At 60.5% G+C, this 12,019-nt stretch carries 18 protein-coding genes and 1 pseudogene; 8 read left to right on the plus strand and 11 right to left on the minus strand.

The genetic code is table 11. The features are described from left to right. From IVB47_RS26385 to IVB47_RS26395, 3 genes and pseudogenes are all read right to left on the minus strand, one after another. Positions 1–125: pseudogene (locus IVB47_RS26385) on the minus strand (MFS transporter); the annotation flags it as partial. A gap of 114 nt (positions 126–239) precedes the next feature. Then, positions 240–1,082, minus strand: a complete 843-nt coding sequence (locus IVB47_RS26390; RefSeq protein ID WP_247465693.1) for a 3-keto-5-aminohexanoate cleavage protein — start codon at positions 1,080–1,082, stop codon at positions 240–242. 122 nt (positions 1,083–1,204) lie between these two features. Then, complete coding sequence (locus IVB47_RS26395) at positions 1,205–2,596, minus strand: MFS transporter (protein ID WP_247396550.1); 1,392 nt, start codon at positions 2,594–2,596, stop codon at positions 1,205–1,207. 350 nt (positions 2,597–2,946) lie between these two features. Here IVB47_RS26395 and IVB47_RS26400 point away from each other — a divergent pair, with 350 nt between their 5' ends. After that, on the plus strand, positions 2,947–3,204 hold the full coding sequence (locus IVB47_RS26400; RefSeq protein ID WP_027567528.1) for a type II toxin-antitoxin system prevent-host-death family antitoxin: 258 nt from the start codon (positions 2,947–2,949) through the stop codon (positions 3,202–3,204). After that, positions 3,201–3,584, plus strand: coding sequence for a type II toxin-antitoxin system VapC family toxin (locus IVB47_RS26405; RefSeq protein ID WP_085351261.1), 384 nt, complete (start codon positions 3,201–3,203; stop codon positions 3,582–3,584). Before IVB47_RS26400 ends, IVB47_RS26405 begins: the two co-directional genes overlap by 4 nt. A gap of 56 nt (positions 3,585–3,640) precedes the next feature. Here IVB47_RS26405 and IVB47_RS26410 read toward each other — a convergent pair whose 3' ends face one another. From IVB47_RS26410 to IVB47_RS26425, 4 genes are read right to left on the minus strand one after another with little or no spacing between them, the layout of a single operon-like run. Beyond that, complete coding sequence (locus tag IVB47_RS26410; RefSeq protein WP_007611679.1) at positions 3,641–3,811, minus strand: hypothetical protein; 171 nt, start codon at positions 3,809–3,811, stop codon at positions 3,641–3,643. A 35-nt stretch (positions 3,812–3,846) separates the two neighbouring features. Then, the gene (locus IVB47_RS26415; protein ID WP_007611681.1) at positions 3,847–4,050 is read right to left on the minus strand and encodes a hypothetical protein; all 204 of its coding nucleotides are present in this window, start codon (positions 4,048–4,050) and stop codon (positions 3,847–3,849) included. 18 nt (positions 4,051–4,068) lie between these two features. Further along, positions 4,069–5,403, minus strand: a complete 1,335-nt coding sequence (locus IVB47_RS26420; protein WP_247465696.1) for a sorbosone dehydrogenase family protein — start codon at positions 5,401–5,403, stop codon at positions 4,069–4,071. Next, positions 5,400–5,852, minus strand: a complete 453-nt coding sequence (locus IVB47_RS26425; RefSeq protein ID WP_027567532.1) for a DUF2231 domain-containing protein — start codon at positions 5,850–5,852, stop codon at positions 5,400–5,402. The genes IVB47_RS26420 and IVB47_RS26425 overlap by 4 nt, the downstream gene beginning before the upstream one ends. 192 nt (positions 5,853–6,044) lie before the next feature. Here IVB47_RS26425 and IVB47_RS26430 point away from each other — a divergent pair, with 192 nt between their 5' ends. The 6 genes from IVB47_RS26430 to IVB47_RS26455 all read left to right on the plus strand — a co-directional run bounded on the left by IVB47_RS26430 (position 6,045) and on the right by IVB47_RS26455 (position 9,146). After that, complete coding sequence (locus IVB47_RS26430; protein WP_247465699.1) at positions 6,045–6,908, plus strand: formate/nitrite transporter family protein; 864 nt, start codon at positions 6,045–6,047, stop codon at positions 6,906–6,908. Positions 6,909–7,003: 95 nt separating this feature from the next. Then, positions 7,004–7,210: a hypothetical protein gene (locus IVB47_RS26435; protein WP_027567534.1), complete on the plus strand. Its 207-nt coding sequence runs from the start codon at positions 7,004–7,006 to the stop codon at positions 7,208–7,210. Positions 7,211–7,436: 226 nt separating this feature from the next. Then, positions 7,437–7,895 carry a YidB family protein gene (locus IVB47_RS26440; RefSeq protein ID WP_247362783.1) on the plus strand — a complete coding sequence of 153 codons (459 nt, stop codon included), beginning with the start codon at positions 7,437–7,439 and terminating at the stop codon, positions 7,893–7,895. 24 nt (positions 7,896–7,919) lie between these two features. Beyond that, positions 7,920–8,183 (plus strand): GlsB/YeaQ/YmgE family stress response membrane protein, encoded by a 264-nt coding sequence (locus IVB47_RS26445; protein ID WP_018459399.1) that lies wholly within the window; start codon positions 7,920–7,922, stop codon positions 8,181–8,183. A gap of 64 nt (positions 8,184–8,247) precedes the next feature. Next, entirely contained in the window at positions 8,248–8,580 is a 333-nt protein-coding gene (locus IVB47_RS26450) for a hypothetical protein (protein ID WP_247287070.1), read from the plus strand. A gap of 143 nt (positions 8,581–8,723) precedes the next feature. Continuing rightward, a complete protein-coding gene (locus IVB47_RS26455) occupies positions 8,724–9,146 on the plus strand; it encodes a hypothetical protein (protein ID WP_247465701.1) in 423 nt (140 codons plus the stop codon). 559 nt (positions 9,147–9,705) lie between these two features. Here IVB47_RS26455 and IVB47_RS26460 read toward each other — a convergent pair. The 4 genes from IVB47_RS26460 to IVB47_RS26475 all read right to left on the minus strand — a co-directional run bounded on the left by IVB47_RS26460 (position 9,706) and on the right by IVB47_RS26475 (position 11,969). Then, positions 9,706–10,515: a hypothetical protein gene (locus IVB47_RS26460; RefSeq protein WP_247465703.1), complete on the minus strand. Its 810-nt coding sequence runs from the start codon at positions 10,513–10,515 to the stop codon at positions 9,706–9,708. 85 nt (positions 10,516–10,600) lie between these two features. Continuing rightward, on the minus strand, positions 10,601–10,771 hold the full coding sequence (locus IVB47_RS26465) for a hypothetical protein (RefSeq protein WP_247465706.1): 171 nt from the start codon (positions 10,769–10,771) through the stop codon (positions 10,601–10,603). Between the two features lie 44 nt (positions 10,772–10,815). Continuing rightward, the gene (locus tag IVB47_RS26470; RefSeq protein WP_346730814.1) at positions 10,816–11,292 is read right to left on the minus strand and encodes a 6-carboxytetrahydropterin synthase; all 477 of its coding nucleotides are present in this window, start codon (positions 11,290–11,292) and stop codon (positions 10,816–10,818) included. Beyond that, complete coding sequence (locus IVB47_RS26475) at positions 11,241–11,969, minus strand: hypothetical protein (protein WP_247465707.1); 729 nt, start codon at positions 11,967–11,969, stop codon at positions 11,241–11,243. Before IVB47_RS26475 ends, IVB47_RS26470 begins: the two co-directional genes overlap by 52 nt. Positions 11,970–12,019: the final 50 nt, after the last annotated feature.

The raw sequence follows: 12,019 nt of genomic DNA on the forward strand, positions 1-12,019 counted from the left end.
AGATCGGCCGCGAGATCGCGTCCGACGATGGCGGGAAGACCTATCGTACCCCACCCAACAAGCTGGGAGACCGCGAGCACCAGCAGGACCCCGATGAGCCTGCTGTCAGATTTCAGAAACCGCATTCCAACCGTCGCCTGCCCGCCAGGCGCAGATCACGCCTGTGACGCCAGTCTTACGCCCGGACTCAGTGCAGGGATACGCCGGCCGCCGAATGGCAGCAGGCGGCCGGGAGCATGTCAGGAGGCGGCAGGAGCTCCCGCGATCCCGAGCAGGGATCGCGCCTCGGCCGCAGTCGCCACGCGCCGGCCGTGGCGCGCGACAGCCTCACCGGCGACGGCCACGAGCTCGGCATTGCTGGCTGCGAGGCGCGCCTTGTCGATCCTGATATTGTCCTCGAGTCCGGTGCGGACCGCATCGGAGCCCCGCGCCAGCGCCCAGCCCATGACCTCGGCCTGGTGGCGTCCGATCCCGGCTGCCGTCCACGTCGCCTTCGGGATCAGCCGCCTGAGCTCTCCCAGCAGAATGTCGAGGACATGCTCGTCCGCGGGCATGGCGTTCTTGACGCCCATGACGAACTGCACGTGCGGACGCGCGTCGATCAGCCCGGCCTCGATCAAGCGGCGGGCCCCGTGCAGATGCGACAGATCGAAGATCTCAATTTCCGGCCGGATGCCATTCGCCTTCATGCCGGTGGCGAGAGTCTCCACCAGCGCGGCGCTGTTCTCGTAGACAATGGTCGGAAAGTTCACCGATCCTGTGGACAGCGAGGCCATGTCGGGCTTCAGGTAGAGCGACGATCCGCGCGCCGAGGGATCGCGGCCCCGCCCGCCGGTCGAGAACTGAACGATCATGTCAGGACAGTGCTTCTTGATGCCCTCCTGCACCACGGCGAAACGCTCGGGATCGGAGGACGGCGTCTCGTCGTCGTTGCGGACATGGATGTGGGCGAGCGTGGCACCGGCTTCGAAGGCCTGGTGCGTCGACTCGATCTGTTCGGACGGCAGGATCGGGACCGCGGGATTGTCCTTCTTGCGCGGAACGGAGCCGGTGATGGCGACAGCGACGACGACGGGGTTCATCTTGCAACCTCATATTGATTGCGCTCACGCGCACCAAATTCGAATCGGCAGCCTGACTATGCAGTGAGGCCCTGTCGCCGCGAACATCGTCGATCGCGGCGGCAGTTCCCTCTACCATACCGTCAGGTCCGAACCGTGGCAGCCCCGCTCACTGCATCGCCGGCCCGCTGGCGGTCATAATCTGCCCGCGGCATCGGAACGGCATTGGGATTGCCGAGATCGTCGATCCTGATCCGATAGGTTTCCCGCGCGGTCAGGGCCGCCAGCGCGGCGATGACCGTGATAGCGAAGGCAATCGCCCCCACCGTTAACGGGATGTTTGTCGAGCCGGGAGGCGCGACGGTCGCAAACAGGGCGGGAAGCAATGCGGTGATGGTGGTTCCGATGTTCTGCGATATCGCCATCGCCGAGACGCGGGTGCGGGTCGGAAACAGCTCCGGGTAAAAGCTCGGGAAAATCGCGTTGTAGCCCTGATAAACTACGCCCCACATCAGCAGCGACACCAAGATTGCCAGCGGCACATTCCTGATGCTGATGGCATAGAGATAGCAAAAGGCGAGCAAGCCGGAGAGAAGCGCGCCTACGATGATCGGAGGCTTGCGGCCGACCTTGTCGGAGAGATTGCCGACGAAGGGAATGACGAACACCGCCAGCATGTTTCCGAGCACGGGGATCCAGAGATAGACGTCCTTGGCAAAACCGATCCCGTAGGCCGGCTGCACCGCATAGGCCGCGCCGAAGATGGTCGCAACGACAGGAATGACATTCATCAGCGCCATGCAGATGACCCTGAGCATGTCGCGCCAGCTCAGCTTGATGGCCTGGACGATGGGCGCGCGCGGCGTTTCTCCCCGTTCGCCCTCGCGGGCAAAGGCAGGGGTCTCGTCGACTTCGCGACGGATGATGTAGCCCGCGACGATGACGAAGAAGCTGAGCAGGAAGGGAATCCGCCAGCCCCAGCTGTTGAAGGCCTCGGTCGGCATATAGGCCGCCAAGGGCAGGAAGATTGCTGCGGCGAGGATCTGTCCGGCCTGCACCCCCTGAAGGGCGAAGCTGGCATAGAAGCCCCGCCGACCGAACGGCGCGTGCTCCAAGATCATCGAGCTTGCGCCTGAGATTTCGCCGGCAACGGCAAATCCCTGCACGAGGCGCAGAATGACGAGCAGAATTGGCGCCAGGATGCCAACCTGCTGATAGGTCGGCAGGATACCCACGGCCATCGTCGAGATGCCCATCAGGAACATGCAGACGATGAGAACCGTCTTGCGGCCATGGGTGTCGCCCCAGTGTCCGAGCACGAAGGCACCGATCGGACGAGCCACATAGCCGACGCCATAGGTCGCCAGCGAGGCGACGATCGCGACGGTGGGATTCTCCGACGGGAAGAAGATTTGCGGGAAGATCAGTGACGCGGCGGTCGCGTAGATGAAGAAGTCATAATATTCGAGAGCCGACCCGATCCAGCCGCTGGCAGCGGCTTTCCTGGACTGACTCATCTGATGGATCGCGGTCATCTCAAGATTCCTCCCTTGGGCCTTGGGTTTTGCTGACGTCCCGTTGACGGGCTTCGCTCAAAATTGGGCAGCACTCTCCGGCCGCTCTGCGGAGTTTCGCGAGCGCTTGTCACTGCCGATGGGTGTCTGCTTGGTGGCGACGATAGGCTATCGCCGGGCTAACACAATTACCCAGTTATTCGACAAACCTAACATGATGTTATTTGTGCGAGAGCCCACGTCCCGGCGAACACCGCCGGCAGGCTCATCTAGATCGGCCGCGAGATCGCGTCCGACGATGGCTGGTGGGAGGTGGTTGACATTGGACCATTGCATGGTCCATTTTATGGAAATTGAGGAAGGACAGTGAGATGCGGGTCTCCGTTACCGACGCAAAAGGACAATTGACCGATCTTGTCCGCCGCGCAGAGGCCGGCGACGAGGTGATCCTGACGCGGCATGGACATCCGGCGGTGCGGCTCGTCCCGGTCAAGCTTCCGCCGGACCGCGCCGCCCGCCGGACCCTGCTCGAGGCGGCCCGAAGGACCGGCGGGGCCAAGGCTATTCCCGGACCGAGCGCCGCACGCAGTCAGGACTTTCTTTTCGGCGATGACGGACTGCCGGAATGATCGCGGTCGATACCTCCGCACTGATGGCGATTGTGCTTGACGAACCGCAAGCCGATGCTTGCATCACCGCGCTGGACACCGCCGACGAAATCCTGATCTCGGCGGCCTCCGTTGCAGAAAGCCTGATCGTCGCGGCACGGCGGGGCGTCGACGAAGAGATGAACAAGCTGATCAACGATCTCGGTTTGAACGTGATCTCGGTGACCCAAGCTTCGGCCGAACGCGTGGCGCAAATCTACTCGCGTTGGGGCAAAGGCATTCGTCCTGCCGGTCTCAACTTTGGTGACTGCTTCGCCTACGATGTCGCCAAGGAGCATGGCTGCGCACTTCTTTATGTCGGCGACGACTTTGCCAAGACGGATATCGTTGCGGCGGCGTAGTCGACGACCGCCGGTGCGGCGACTTACCGGCCGAACAGAAAAGCCGCCGGCAGCCGTCAGGCTGTATGGCCGGGATCGACCTGCTTCGGCGTTTTCTTGTCGCGTTGAGGTGTCATCTTGGCCGGATCCGGCGCATTCGGCACGCCGCGCGGCCCGAGCTGGTCGCGCTGGATGTCGTCTTCGGAGCGGGAGGGCTCAATGCCGTTCGGCTCACGGGGCTTGGTCATCGCAGGCTCCTGAAGTGTGTCGCTCGGAGTGTCCATCAAATTCCCAGCGCGTTTTCGCCGGCTTCGCGGCCGGGCACGCTGACATGAACTTCGTGCCCCTCGCGAAGCGCCAACGATGCTGCGGCAACCGCCGACTCGAAGGCCGCTTCCTTGGTGGAGTATCTGTTCTTGACGTCGCCGTCGTGCAGCACGCCCCATTCGTCCTGCACGGGGACGATCGTGTATTGAGCAAGGCCCATCATTTAACTCCTCGAGATCTATCGCTGCGTGAGCTGCGGGTGCGCCGCCGACACGCGCCACACCGTGTTGCCGCTGTCATCGGCGACCAGCAGCGCGCCGGTCTTGTCGATGGCGACGCCGACGGGCCGCCCGCGCGCCTGGTTGTCGCTGTTGAGGAAGCCGGTGACGACGTCCTGCGGCGGGCCGCTGGGCCTGCCGTCCGTGAACGGCACGAACACCACCTTGTAGCCGTTCAAGACCTGCCTGTTCCAACTGCCGTGCTCGCCGACGAAGGCGCCGCCGCGATAGGCCGCCGGCAAACTCGCGCTTGTGTTGAAAGCCATTCCAAGCGGCGCGACATGCGAGCTCAGCGCGTAGTCAGGCACGATCGCCTTGGCGACGAGGTCGGGACGCTCCGGCTTGACGCGCGGATCGACGTGCTGGCCGTAATAGCTGTAGGGCCAGCCATAGAAGCCGCCGTCCTTCACCGACGTCATGTAGTCCGGCACGAGATCGGGACCGAGTTCGTCGCGCTCGTTCACCACCGTCCACAGCGCCCCCGTCTGCGGCTCGAAGCTGAGGCCGTTGGGATTGCGCAAGCCGCTCGCGAAGATGCGCCAGCGGCCGCTGGCACGGTCGATCTCGAGGATGGCGGCGCGATTGTGCTCGGCCTCCATGCCGTTCTCGGTGATGTTGCTGTTGGAGCCGACGCCGGCATAGAGCTTCGAGCCGTCTGGGCTCGCGACCAGGCTCTTGGTCCAGTGATGGTCGATCGGTCCGCCCGGCAGCGGCGTCAGCACCGTGCCCGGCGCGGTGATCTTGGTATCGCCTTCGGTGTAGGGATATTTGACGATCGCATCGGTGTTGGCGACATAGAGATCGTTGCCGACCAGCGCGACGCCGAACGGGGAGTTGAGATGGTCGAGGAAGACGCTTTGCGTGTCCGGGACGCCGTCGCCGTTGCTATCGCGCAGCAGCGTGATGCGGTTGCTCTCGCCGGTGTCGCCGCCGGATGTCGCCCAGGACTCGATGTATCCCATCACGATTTCCTTGGGCCGCTTGATCGGAGCGCCCTTCGGCGCCTTGGATTCCACCACCAGCACGTCGCCGTTGGGCAGCACGTAGAGGAATCGGGGATGCTGCAAGCCAGTCGCGAAGGCCTTGGCCTGCAAGCCTTGCGCAACGGCCGGCGTCTCGTCCTTTTTCCAGCCGACGATGCGCGCGATGTGCATCGGCGGCAGCAGATATTGCTGGATGTCGGGAAGCGTCGGGTTGGCGCCGGTTTGCGCCTTCGGATCGCCACTGCCGTCATTGCAGCCGGCCAGACACAGCAGCGAGGCACACAACAGAGCCCTAGCGATTGCGGAGTTCATCGCGCAACTCCTACGCCGTGGCGGTACACCATGGCCCAGCCGAGCCAGCCGGTGACCGGCAGGATCAATACGGTGATGGCTGAAAGAAGGAGCCCGGTCGGCCACACCGAGGTCCAGGCATCGCGCGTGTGGATCAACGCATTGATGGTCGCCAGGACCAGCGCCAGCGCGTTGCCGATCAGATGCGGCCAGGCCGGCGGCTGCGCCCGCACCAGGCGGTTGCCGAGAAAATCGGTCAGGCCGGCGATGGCGGCCAGCACGCCGAAGATGACGCCGACAACCAGAAGCCAGGCGGAAAAATCCGCCCACATGATCTCGGCAGTGATGACATAGGCGATGTCGGTCAGCAGCGCCCCGATGAAGCACGCGATCGGGATCGGCACCAGCATCGGATGAATCGGATGGCCTGCGATTTGCGCGGTCGAGCGCACACGCAAATTGTCTTGCACGGTTGGCCTCTTGTCAGGTCGCCACCCCTCCCCGGTGGAAAACACCCGCTTCCAGCGAAGGTTCCTGATGGTCGGCCTCAGCGCCCCGTGCCTCAACAGCGCCGCGGCGTCGAAGCACTCACGAGGAACCCCTTGCCGGTGCGGGCCTTGATCCAGGCATTGAGATGAACCAGCCCTTCAGGAGACCGCGGAGTGGACCAGCCTGGCGACGGCGCCTCCTTCAATCCAGCCTCGAAGCTCGACGGCGTCTCGCGGCGGCAGACGAAACAGATCGAATCCCAGAGCCGGCCTAGCGCAGCGCTGATCCATGAGACGATCCGCGCCGAGGGTGAGCAGGAGCTGGAACGGCGATGGTGGGCCATCGTGCTGTCCGGTCTCGCCGCCGGCCTTTCGATGGGATTGTCCCTGATCGTCCAGGGCGAGTTTCACGCGCTGATTTCCGACGAGGCCACCCGCCGCCTGGTGGCCCCGCTCGGCTACACCGTCGGTTTCCTGGTCGTGGTGCTGGGACGGCAGCAGCTCTTCACCGAGAACACGCTGACGCCGATGCTGCCGCTGTTGCACAACAGGGATCTCGGCACGCTGGGAAGCGTGATCAAACTGTGGGGTCTGGTCCTCGCCTCCAACATCTTGGGAACCTGGGCGGTCGGATACGTGCTCGCGCACACCAGCATCTTCGAACCACGCATCGTGGACGCCTTCGTCGATCTCAGCCGCCACACCATCGAGGGCACGTTCGCGACGACCCTTGTCCGAGCGATCTTTGCCGGCTGGCTGATCGCCTTGATGGCGTGGCTTCTTCCAGCGACCAAGGGATCGCGCGCACACATCATCGTCGTGATGACCTATGTGGTCGCGCTCGGCCAGTTCGCGCATATCATCGCGGGCTCGGTCGAGTGCGCCTTTCTCGTACAGAGCGGGCGGGCGTCGCTCTCACAATATGCCTCGGACTTTTTCGTGCCGACACTCCTCGGCAATATTCTGGGCGGGACGACCCTCGTCGCCCTGCTGAACTACGGACAGGTCGCCCCCGAAATCGACGACCACAGGGAATAAAAAGCCGGCACAAAAGCTGCCGCCTCGACAGGAACGATGGGCGCGAGCCGAGCTTGCCTCAACAAATCAACATGCGGCGACGAGCAGGATCAATCATGAGCACCAACATCAAGAGCCCATTCGACAAGGAACCGGCCGAAGGATCACGCGACATCATCGATCGTGAGTTGCAGCGTTCCGAAGATGCGGCCAACAACAAGATCGATCATCTCCCCGGCGTGAAGGTCAGCGGGCAGCCCCAGGGCGGCGCAGTCGATCGTGCCCGCAAGCAGCGCGAGGAGAAGGATAGCGAACAGGAATAGAGTCGCTCTGCCGACCCGAAACGCCAAGTCGGTCAAGCGAGACGCATCAATTTGTTCGGGACTGGCAATGACTGACAGCCCATCGTTCCGAGGAAACGTGGTTCTGGGAAAACGTGGAACTTCCCAGCCCCGCATATGTTGTGGGCGATGAGTGATGCGGCGGCCAGTACAAGGCGGGCGCCATTTCTTGCACACGATTGCCCATCATCGAACTCAGGAGCCCGAAATGAGCCGCGGAATGCCATCGATGACCGCCCTCTTGGGTATGCTCGCAATCGCCGGTTATCAAAATCGGGACAAGCTCGCCGACATGTTTCGCAATGCTACCTCTGGTCAGCCGTCGGGTACCAAGGATTCCCTGGGCGGCATGCTCGGCAATCTTGGCGGCCTTGTGGGAGGCGGCGGTGTCGGTTCGCTGCTGAACGGCGGGATCGGCGAGTTGCTCGAACACTTCAGGCAGAACGGGCAAGGCGATGCGGCTCAATCCTGGATCAATCAGGGGCCAAACCGCGAAGTCACCCCGCCCGAACTCCAGCAGGCGATCGGTCCGGACGTTCTTCAAAAACTGGAGCAGCAGACCGGCCTGTCTCAGCAGGAGATCCTCGACCGATTGTCGCGCGAACTCCCGGCAGCGGTGGACAAATACACGCCGGACGGACGTCTTCCGGCGCAATCCGCGGGATAACACTCCTAAGACTCGAGAAAAGATATGAGCATCATTTGGACGATCATCATCGGTTTCATCGCCGGCGTCATCGCGAAGTTCATCATGCCCGGCGACAACGAGCCCTCGGGTTTCATCCTGACCACGATCCTGGGAATAGTGGGCGCATTCGTTGCGACCTATCTTGGCCAATCCCTCGGCTGGTACCGGCCAGGAGAAGGCGCAGGACTAGTGGGGGCAGTGGTAGGCGCCATCATCGTGCTTTTCGTCTACGGTTTTGTAGCTGGTCGCAGCCGTCGGGCCATCTAACCACAGTGGACGGAATTCCGCGCGTTAGCGGAGAATTCGCCCGGCGCGAAAGGCGATCGGCAAGATGAAATGGATGCTCGTTGTCTTGGTAGGAGGCATGACCCCGGTCAACACCGACCTGGTTTTCGACAAGTTTGCCGATTGCCTTGCCGCCGAGGAGCAGATGCGAAAGCACTATACGGACGCTTTCGAGGCTTGGGACCGATGGGCCGCGGCCAATATCGAGCGACGACGCGAATACTCAAAGGTGCGCGACCTCCAGGCCAAACGGCTGCTCAGCAACATCGGTACCTGCGTTCCTCACGCAGGCGGCGAGGCCGCAGCGCCTCAGCAACTGAGCAATCCGGCACCTTCTCCGCAAGCCACACCTGCGCCGCAGCCAAGTCCGAAAACGTGACGTTTGAGCCCCTAAAAGCCCCTTGGCACGCCGCTAACCCGAGACATTTTAAGGAGATCAGCATTGAGCAACAGGACCGGCAATGAACCTGCACCCTTGGTGCTTTTCGGCGTGGCAATCATTCCGATCATTGCGGTGTTGGCGTGGTTCGCCTTTTAGGCTTTGAACCTTTTCGCTATCGCGCGTCATACAGTCGAAGCGTCCCTAAGCTTCACTCCTACCAGAAAGCCCCGCTTTCCCCAGCGGGGTTTTCGCTGTCGGCGCTGCATCAACGCACCGATTTTTTCAAGCGCCCTTTTTGGCTTGACCACTTTTTCCCGATGCAGCAGCCTAGATATGGGCAGGGTTTTGAGGAGGCACAATTGCCGAAAACCCTAGTGGAATTCAGAGCGCAGAACCTTCGTTTGCTTGAACAGCTTTGTCCGGACGATCCGGGCTACATTCAATCGTGGATCAGGAAGTTCGACCAGCAGAATGGGATCGAACCTGAAGCTCCTGCGAAGTCCCGCCGGGAGCGAGGTGTTGCTTCACCCAAGAAGGCCAGGTCCGGCGACCGAACCAATTGAGCGCGTGGTTGCCTTCGCTCGGCGCCGGACACTACGGCCAAGAGGCGTTGGGCTGGGCAGCTCGCCGCTTTTTCCGGGGAGCGCTCGCCTTGGCCTTCAACTTACCGCTCCCGGTATTCGACACACGAGTCACGCCTCCGAGTGCAGCTGCAAGAACCCTCGCGCTGAGCGAGGGCATTTGGCTCGTCAGCTTCATGCATTCTGATCTGAGATACTTCGACCTGGAGCAGAAAACCCTGCAACCTCTCGACAACCCATTCGGCACGAGGCTGTCACCCACGTCTTAGGTACGTACCGTGACCCCTGTCTTCGGGCTGGCATTGAAAGCCTTGGAGCGGGTGAAGGGAATCGAACCCTCGTATTCAGCTTGGAAGTCCGATAACACTACCATCTCCAAACTTCACTTAGCATCATTTATCTACTCATTTCAACGCTGTAGATCAAACACCTATATCACCCGACTTCACTCAAAATCGCCCATCGTCACGGTATCTTGCGCCCGAATAGCGCCCGAAAATTCGGTAAATTTCGCTTTTTCGGAAGTCATGCTCTCGGCAAATTACGTGTTCATGCCGACGTACAGCCGCACTGGGCACGAAGGATCACGCTCGTCTGCTGGTCTCTGGCAGATACGCAGGTTTCTGAATGGAGCCTTGCGCACCACCGCATCCGCCAGCAGGTCCTCGGCAAGGGTCAGCAAATTATCAAGGCCGACCGTCATGTCATTGAGGATATCACTATGCTGGCTCTCGCCCAGTTCCCAAGCCGGAGGTATTAACATCCCCGGCTCGGTCGGGTGCACCACGATGTTATGGATGATCAGGTTGCCAGAGTAGCCTCCCGGGTGCTCCACGGCATTTCGCATTCTGATGAACTTGGCCGTCCATTCCTGCTCTGTCCTAAGCAGCACAGTAATCTGGTCGTCAGCGCCGAACGTGGCAGTCGACCACTTAACCAGATCACTGTCGCCCTTACCTTTGAGATCAGCAAAGGTGCTGGCATCCTTCAGATGGCAGCTATACAAGATTTCAAATAGCCTGAGCAGGTCTCGAAGGTAGTTCTTTGATGCATACAGGAAGCTCTCTGCGATACCCACCAGCCCGGCGACGTGCGGTATCAGGCGAAGCCTATCGACCTTCTGGGTGGACCAGTCGGAATTACAAGCGATCAGCTTCTCTGAAAGGGAATCTTTGAACTGATGGCAGTCGAGCAGGCGCTGCATCAATGTCTCTAAATAGAGACTGAGGATCCTGTCCTTGTCCTCCCCTGGAGGAAACCACTGAACCAGCTCTGACGTCTGGACGCCTAAGCGGGCCACGACATGGTGCCTGGCCCCAACATCAGCAGTTTTACGGAATTCGAACGTCATTTAGGTACCCGCCAGTCTGGCATGGCCCTAAGTATCGGCTTCGCAGCCTTCCGCGCAACCTAGTGAATACCGTAGTCCACCTCAATCACAGGCTGTGATGTGCACCGAACTTGCGAAGATCCCGCTCGGCCCTCTCCCGCGCCTCGTCGGTCTCAGCCTCCTCGACGTGTGATTCGAGGATGCGGCGCATCTTGTGTTCGATGGGCTCTTTGTCGGGGCCGCCATCTTTTACTGATTTGAAGAATAGGATCACCATGGACCTATTCTGAGATCACGACATTTGCGCGACAACCAATCGATTCAACATAGCGACAACCGACACTTGTCACCGGCATGCCTCGACACAACCACTGATCCGACAGGCAGATGCGCACCAATTTCGTTGGCGATGAACACGCACAAGTTTTCGAGGGTAGCAGCCCCAAGGCCCTCAACTTCATCAAGAAAGTGGTGATCCAATTTTGATCTGACCTTCTCAATGGCTCCTTTGAGCACGAAAAGGTCGACGACCACAGGTTTTTTCTTTCCATCCTGCTTGATCTCAAGCATTCCAGACGCGCCTGGTAGCCCACGAATGACTACCTCCGCTGTGTAGGTGTGCCCATGTATTCGCTTGCTCGACTGGTACTCAACCAGCGGAACAGTTCTTGTCAACGTATGGGCTGCGTCGAATGTGAACGACTGAGATAGCTCAAAAAGCATAGTTTGGTTCATTGTGTTGAAGTCTAGATGAACAGCGGATGCTGTACAGGTCGGCTCAGAATTCGAGCCGTCCATGCTTTCGCCTCCTTCCAGTCATTGGCGTTGCGCCCTTCTATTCGAGCCGCATAGCTCCATGCCATGGAGTCGGCAGTGTGAAGGAGTTTCTGCACAAGTCCGCTCGATAGCGCAGTTGTCTTGAGACCGAACCCGTGAAGGAGGAGATCGGGGCGCTCCTTGTGGACCGCTAGCAGAACGCCCTCAATGGCAGATATGTCACCGTTTCGTTTGCACACTGAACCCACTCCAACCCACATCCCTGGCTTGAGCCGTGCCCCATACATGCGGATGTGCTTTACATAGTCAGATGGGGCATATCCCTGAAGAACTGGAATAATCGTCACGCCGCCAACATCACAAGCTACCAAAGCGTCGTATCTTTCCACTGTTAGCCCCTGGTGTTGGTCAATGGTCATTCCAGTGATTTTCAGCATGTGCTCCTCGCACATGTAATCCTGCGCTACAGCTGCAAGGAGGTTCCCGTTGGTCGACCATCTCTTGACCTGCTCGGCGTACTCGCTAACTGGGTGGGGATAACCAGCGTGCTTCATGATCGTGCTAAACGCCCCGCTGTCCATGATCCAATCGCCGACCTTGAACCCTGATTTGCGATTACGCAGTCGGTGAACCGAGATGAAAGCGGCGTCGAAGTGCTGGGCATCACTAGGCTGATGCAGTCCGGTGAAAAAGCGCATCACCGGTCATTGCAGGAAGAAATGTTCATGATCTTTCGCCACGTTGTTTC

It is taken from the genome of Bradyrhizobium sp. 62, assembly GCF_023073035.1.
Classification (GTDB): domain Bacteria; phylum Pseudomonadota; class Alphaproteobacteria; order Rhizobiales; family Xanthobacteraceae; genus Bradyrhizobium.

Coding starts and splice junctions, on each gene's coding strand:
- IVB47_RS26435 (WP_027567534.1), top strand. CDS start 7,004: ATGAGCACCAACATCAAGAGCCCATTCGACAAGGAACCGGCCGAAGGA.
- IVB47_RS26420 (WP_247465696.1), bottom strand. CDS start 5,403: ATGAACTCCGCAATCGCTAGGGCTCTGTTGTGTGCCTCGCTGCTGTGT.
- IVB47_RS26390 (WP_247465693.1), bottom strand. CDS start 1,082: ATGAACCCCGTCGTCGTCGCTGTCGCCATCACCGGCTCCGTTCCGCGC.
- IVB47_RS26400 (WP_027567528.1), top strand. CDS start 2,947: ATGCGGGTCTCCGTTACCGACGCAAAAGGACAATTGACCGATCTTGTC.
- IVB47_RS26475 (WP_247465707.1), bottom strand. CDS start 11,969: ATGCGCTTTTTCACCGGACTGCATCAGCCTAGTGATGCCCAGCACTTC.
- IVB47_RS26445 (WP_018459399.1), top strand. CDS start 7,920: ATGAGCATCATTTGGACGATCATCATCGGTTTCATCGCCGGCGTCATC.
- IVB47_RS26470 (WP_346730814.1), bottom strand. CDS start 11,292: ATGGACGGCTCGAATTCTGAGCCGACCTGTACAGCATCCGCTGTTCAT.
- IVB47_RS26405 (WP_085351261.1), top strand. CDS start 3,201: ATGATCGCGGTCGATACCTCCGCACTGATGGCGATTGTGCTTGACGAA.
- IVB47_RS26415 (WP_007611681.1), bottom strand. CDS start 4,050: ATGGGCCTTGCTCAATACACGATCGTCCCCGTGCAGGACGAATGGGGC.
- IVB47_RS26395 (WP_247396550.1), bottom strand. CDS start 2,596: ATGACCGCGATCCATCAGATGAGTCAGTCCAGGAAAGCCGCTGCCAGC.
- IVB47_RS26450 (WP_247287070.1), top strand. CDS start 8,248: ATGAAATGGATGCTCGTTGTCTTGGTAGGAGGCATGACCCCGGTCAAC.
- IVB47_RS26460 (WP_247465703.1), bottom strand. CDS start 10,515: ATGACGTTCGAATTCCGTAAAACTGCTGATGTTGGGGCCAGGCACCAT.
- IVB47_RS26410 (WP_007611679.1), bottom strand. CDS start 3,811: ATGACCAAGCCCCGTGAGCCGAACGGCATTGAGCCCTCCCGCTCCGAA.
- IVB47_RS26440 (WP_247362783.1), top strand. CDS start 7,437: ATGAGCCGCGGAATGCCATCGATGACCGCCCTCTTGGGTATGCTCGCA.
- IVB47_RS26465 (WP_247465706.1), bottom strand. CDS start 10,771: ATGGTGATCCTATTCTTCAAATCAGTAAAAGATGGCGGCCCCGACAAA.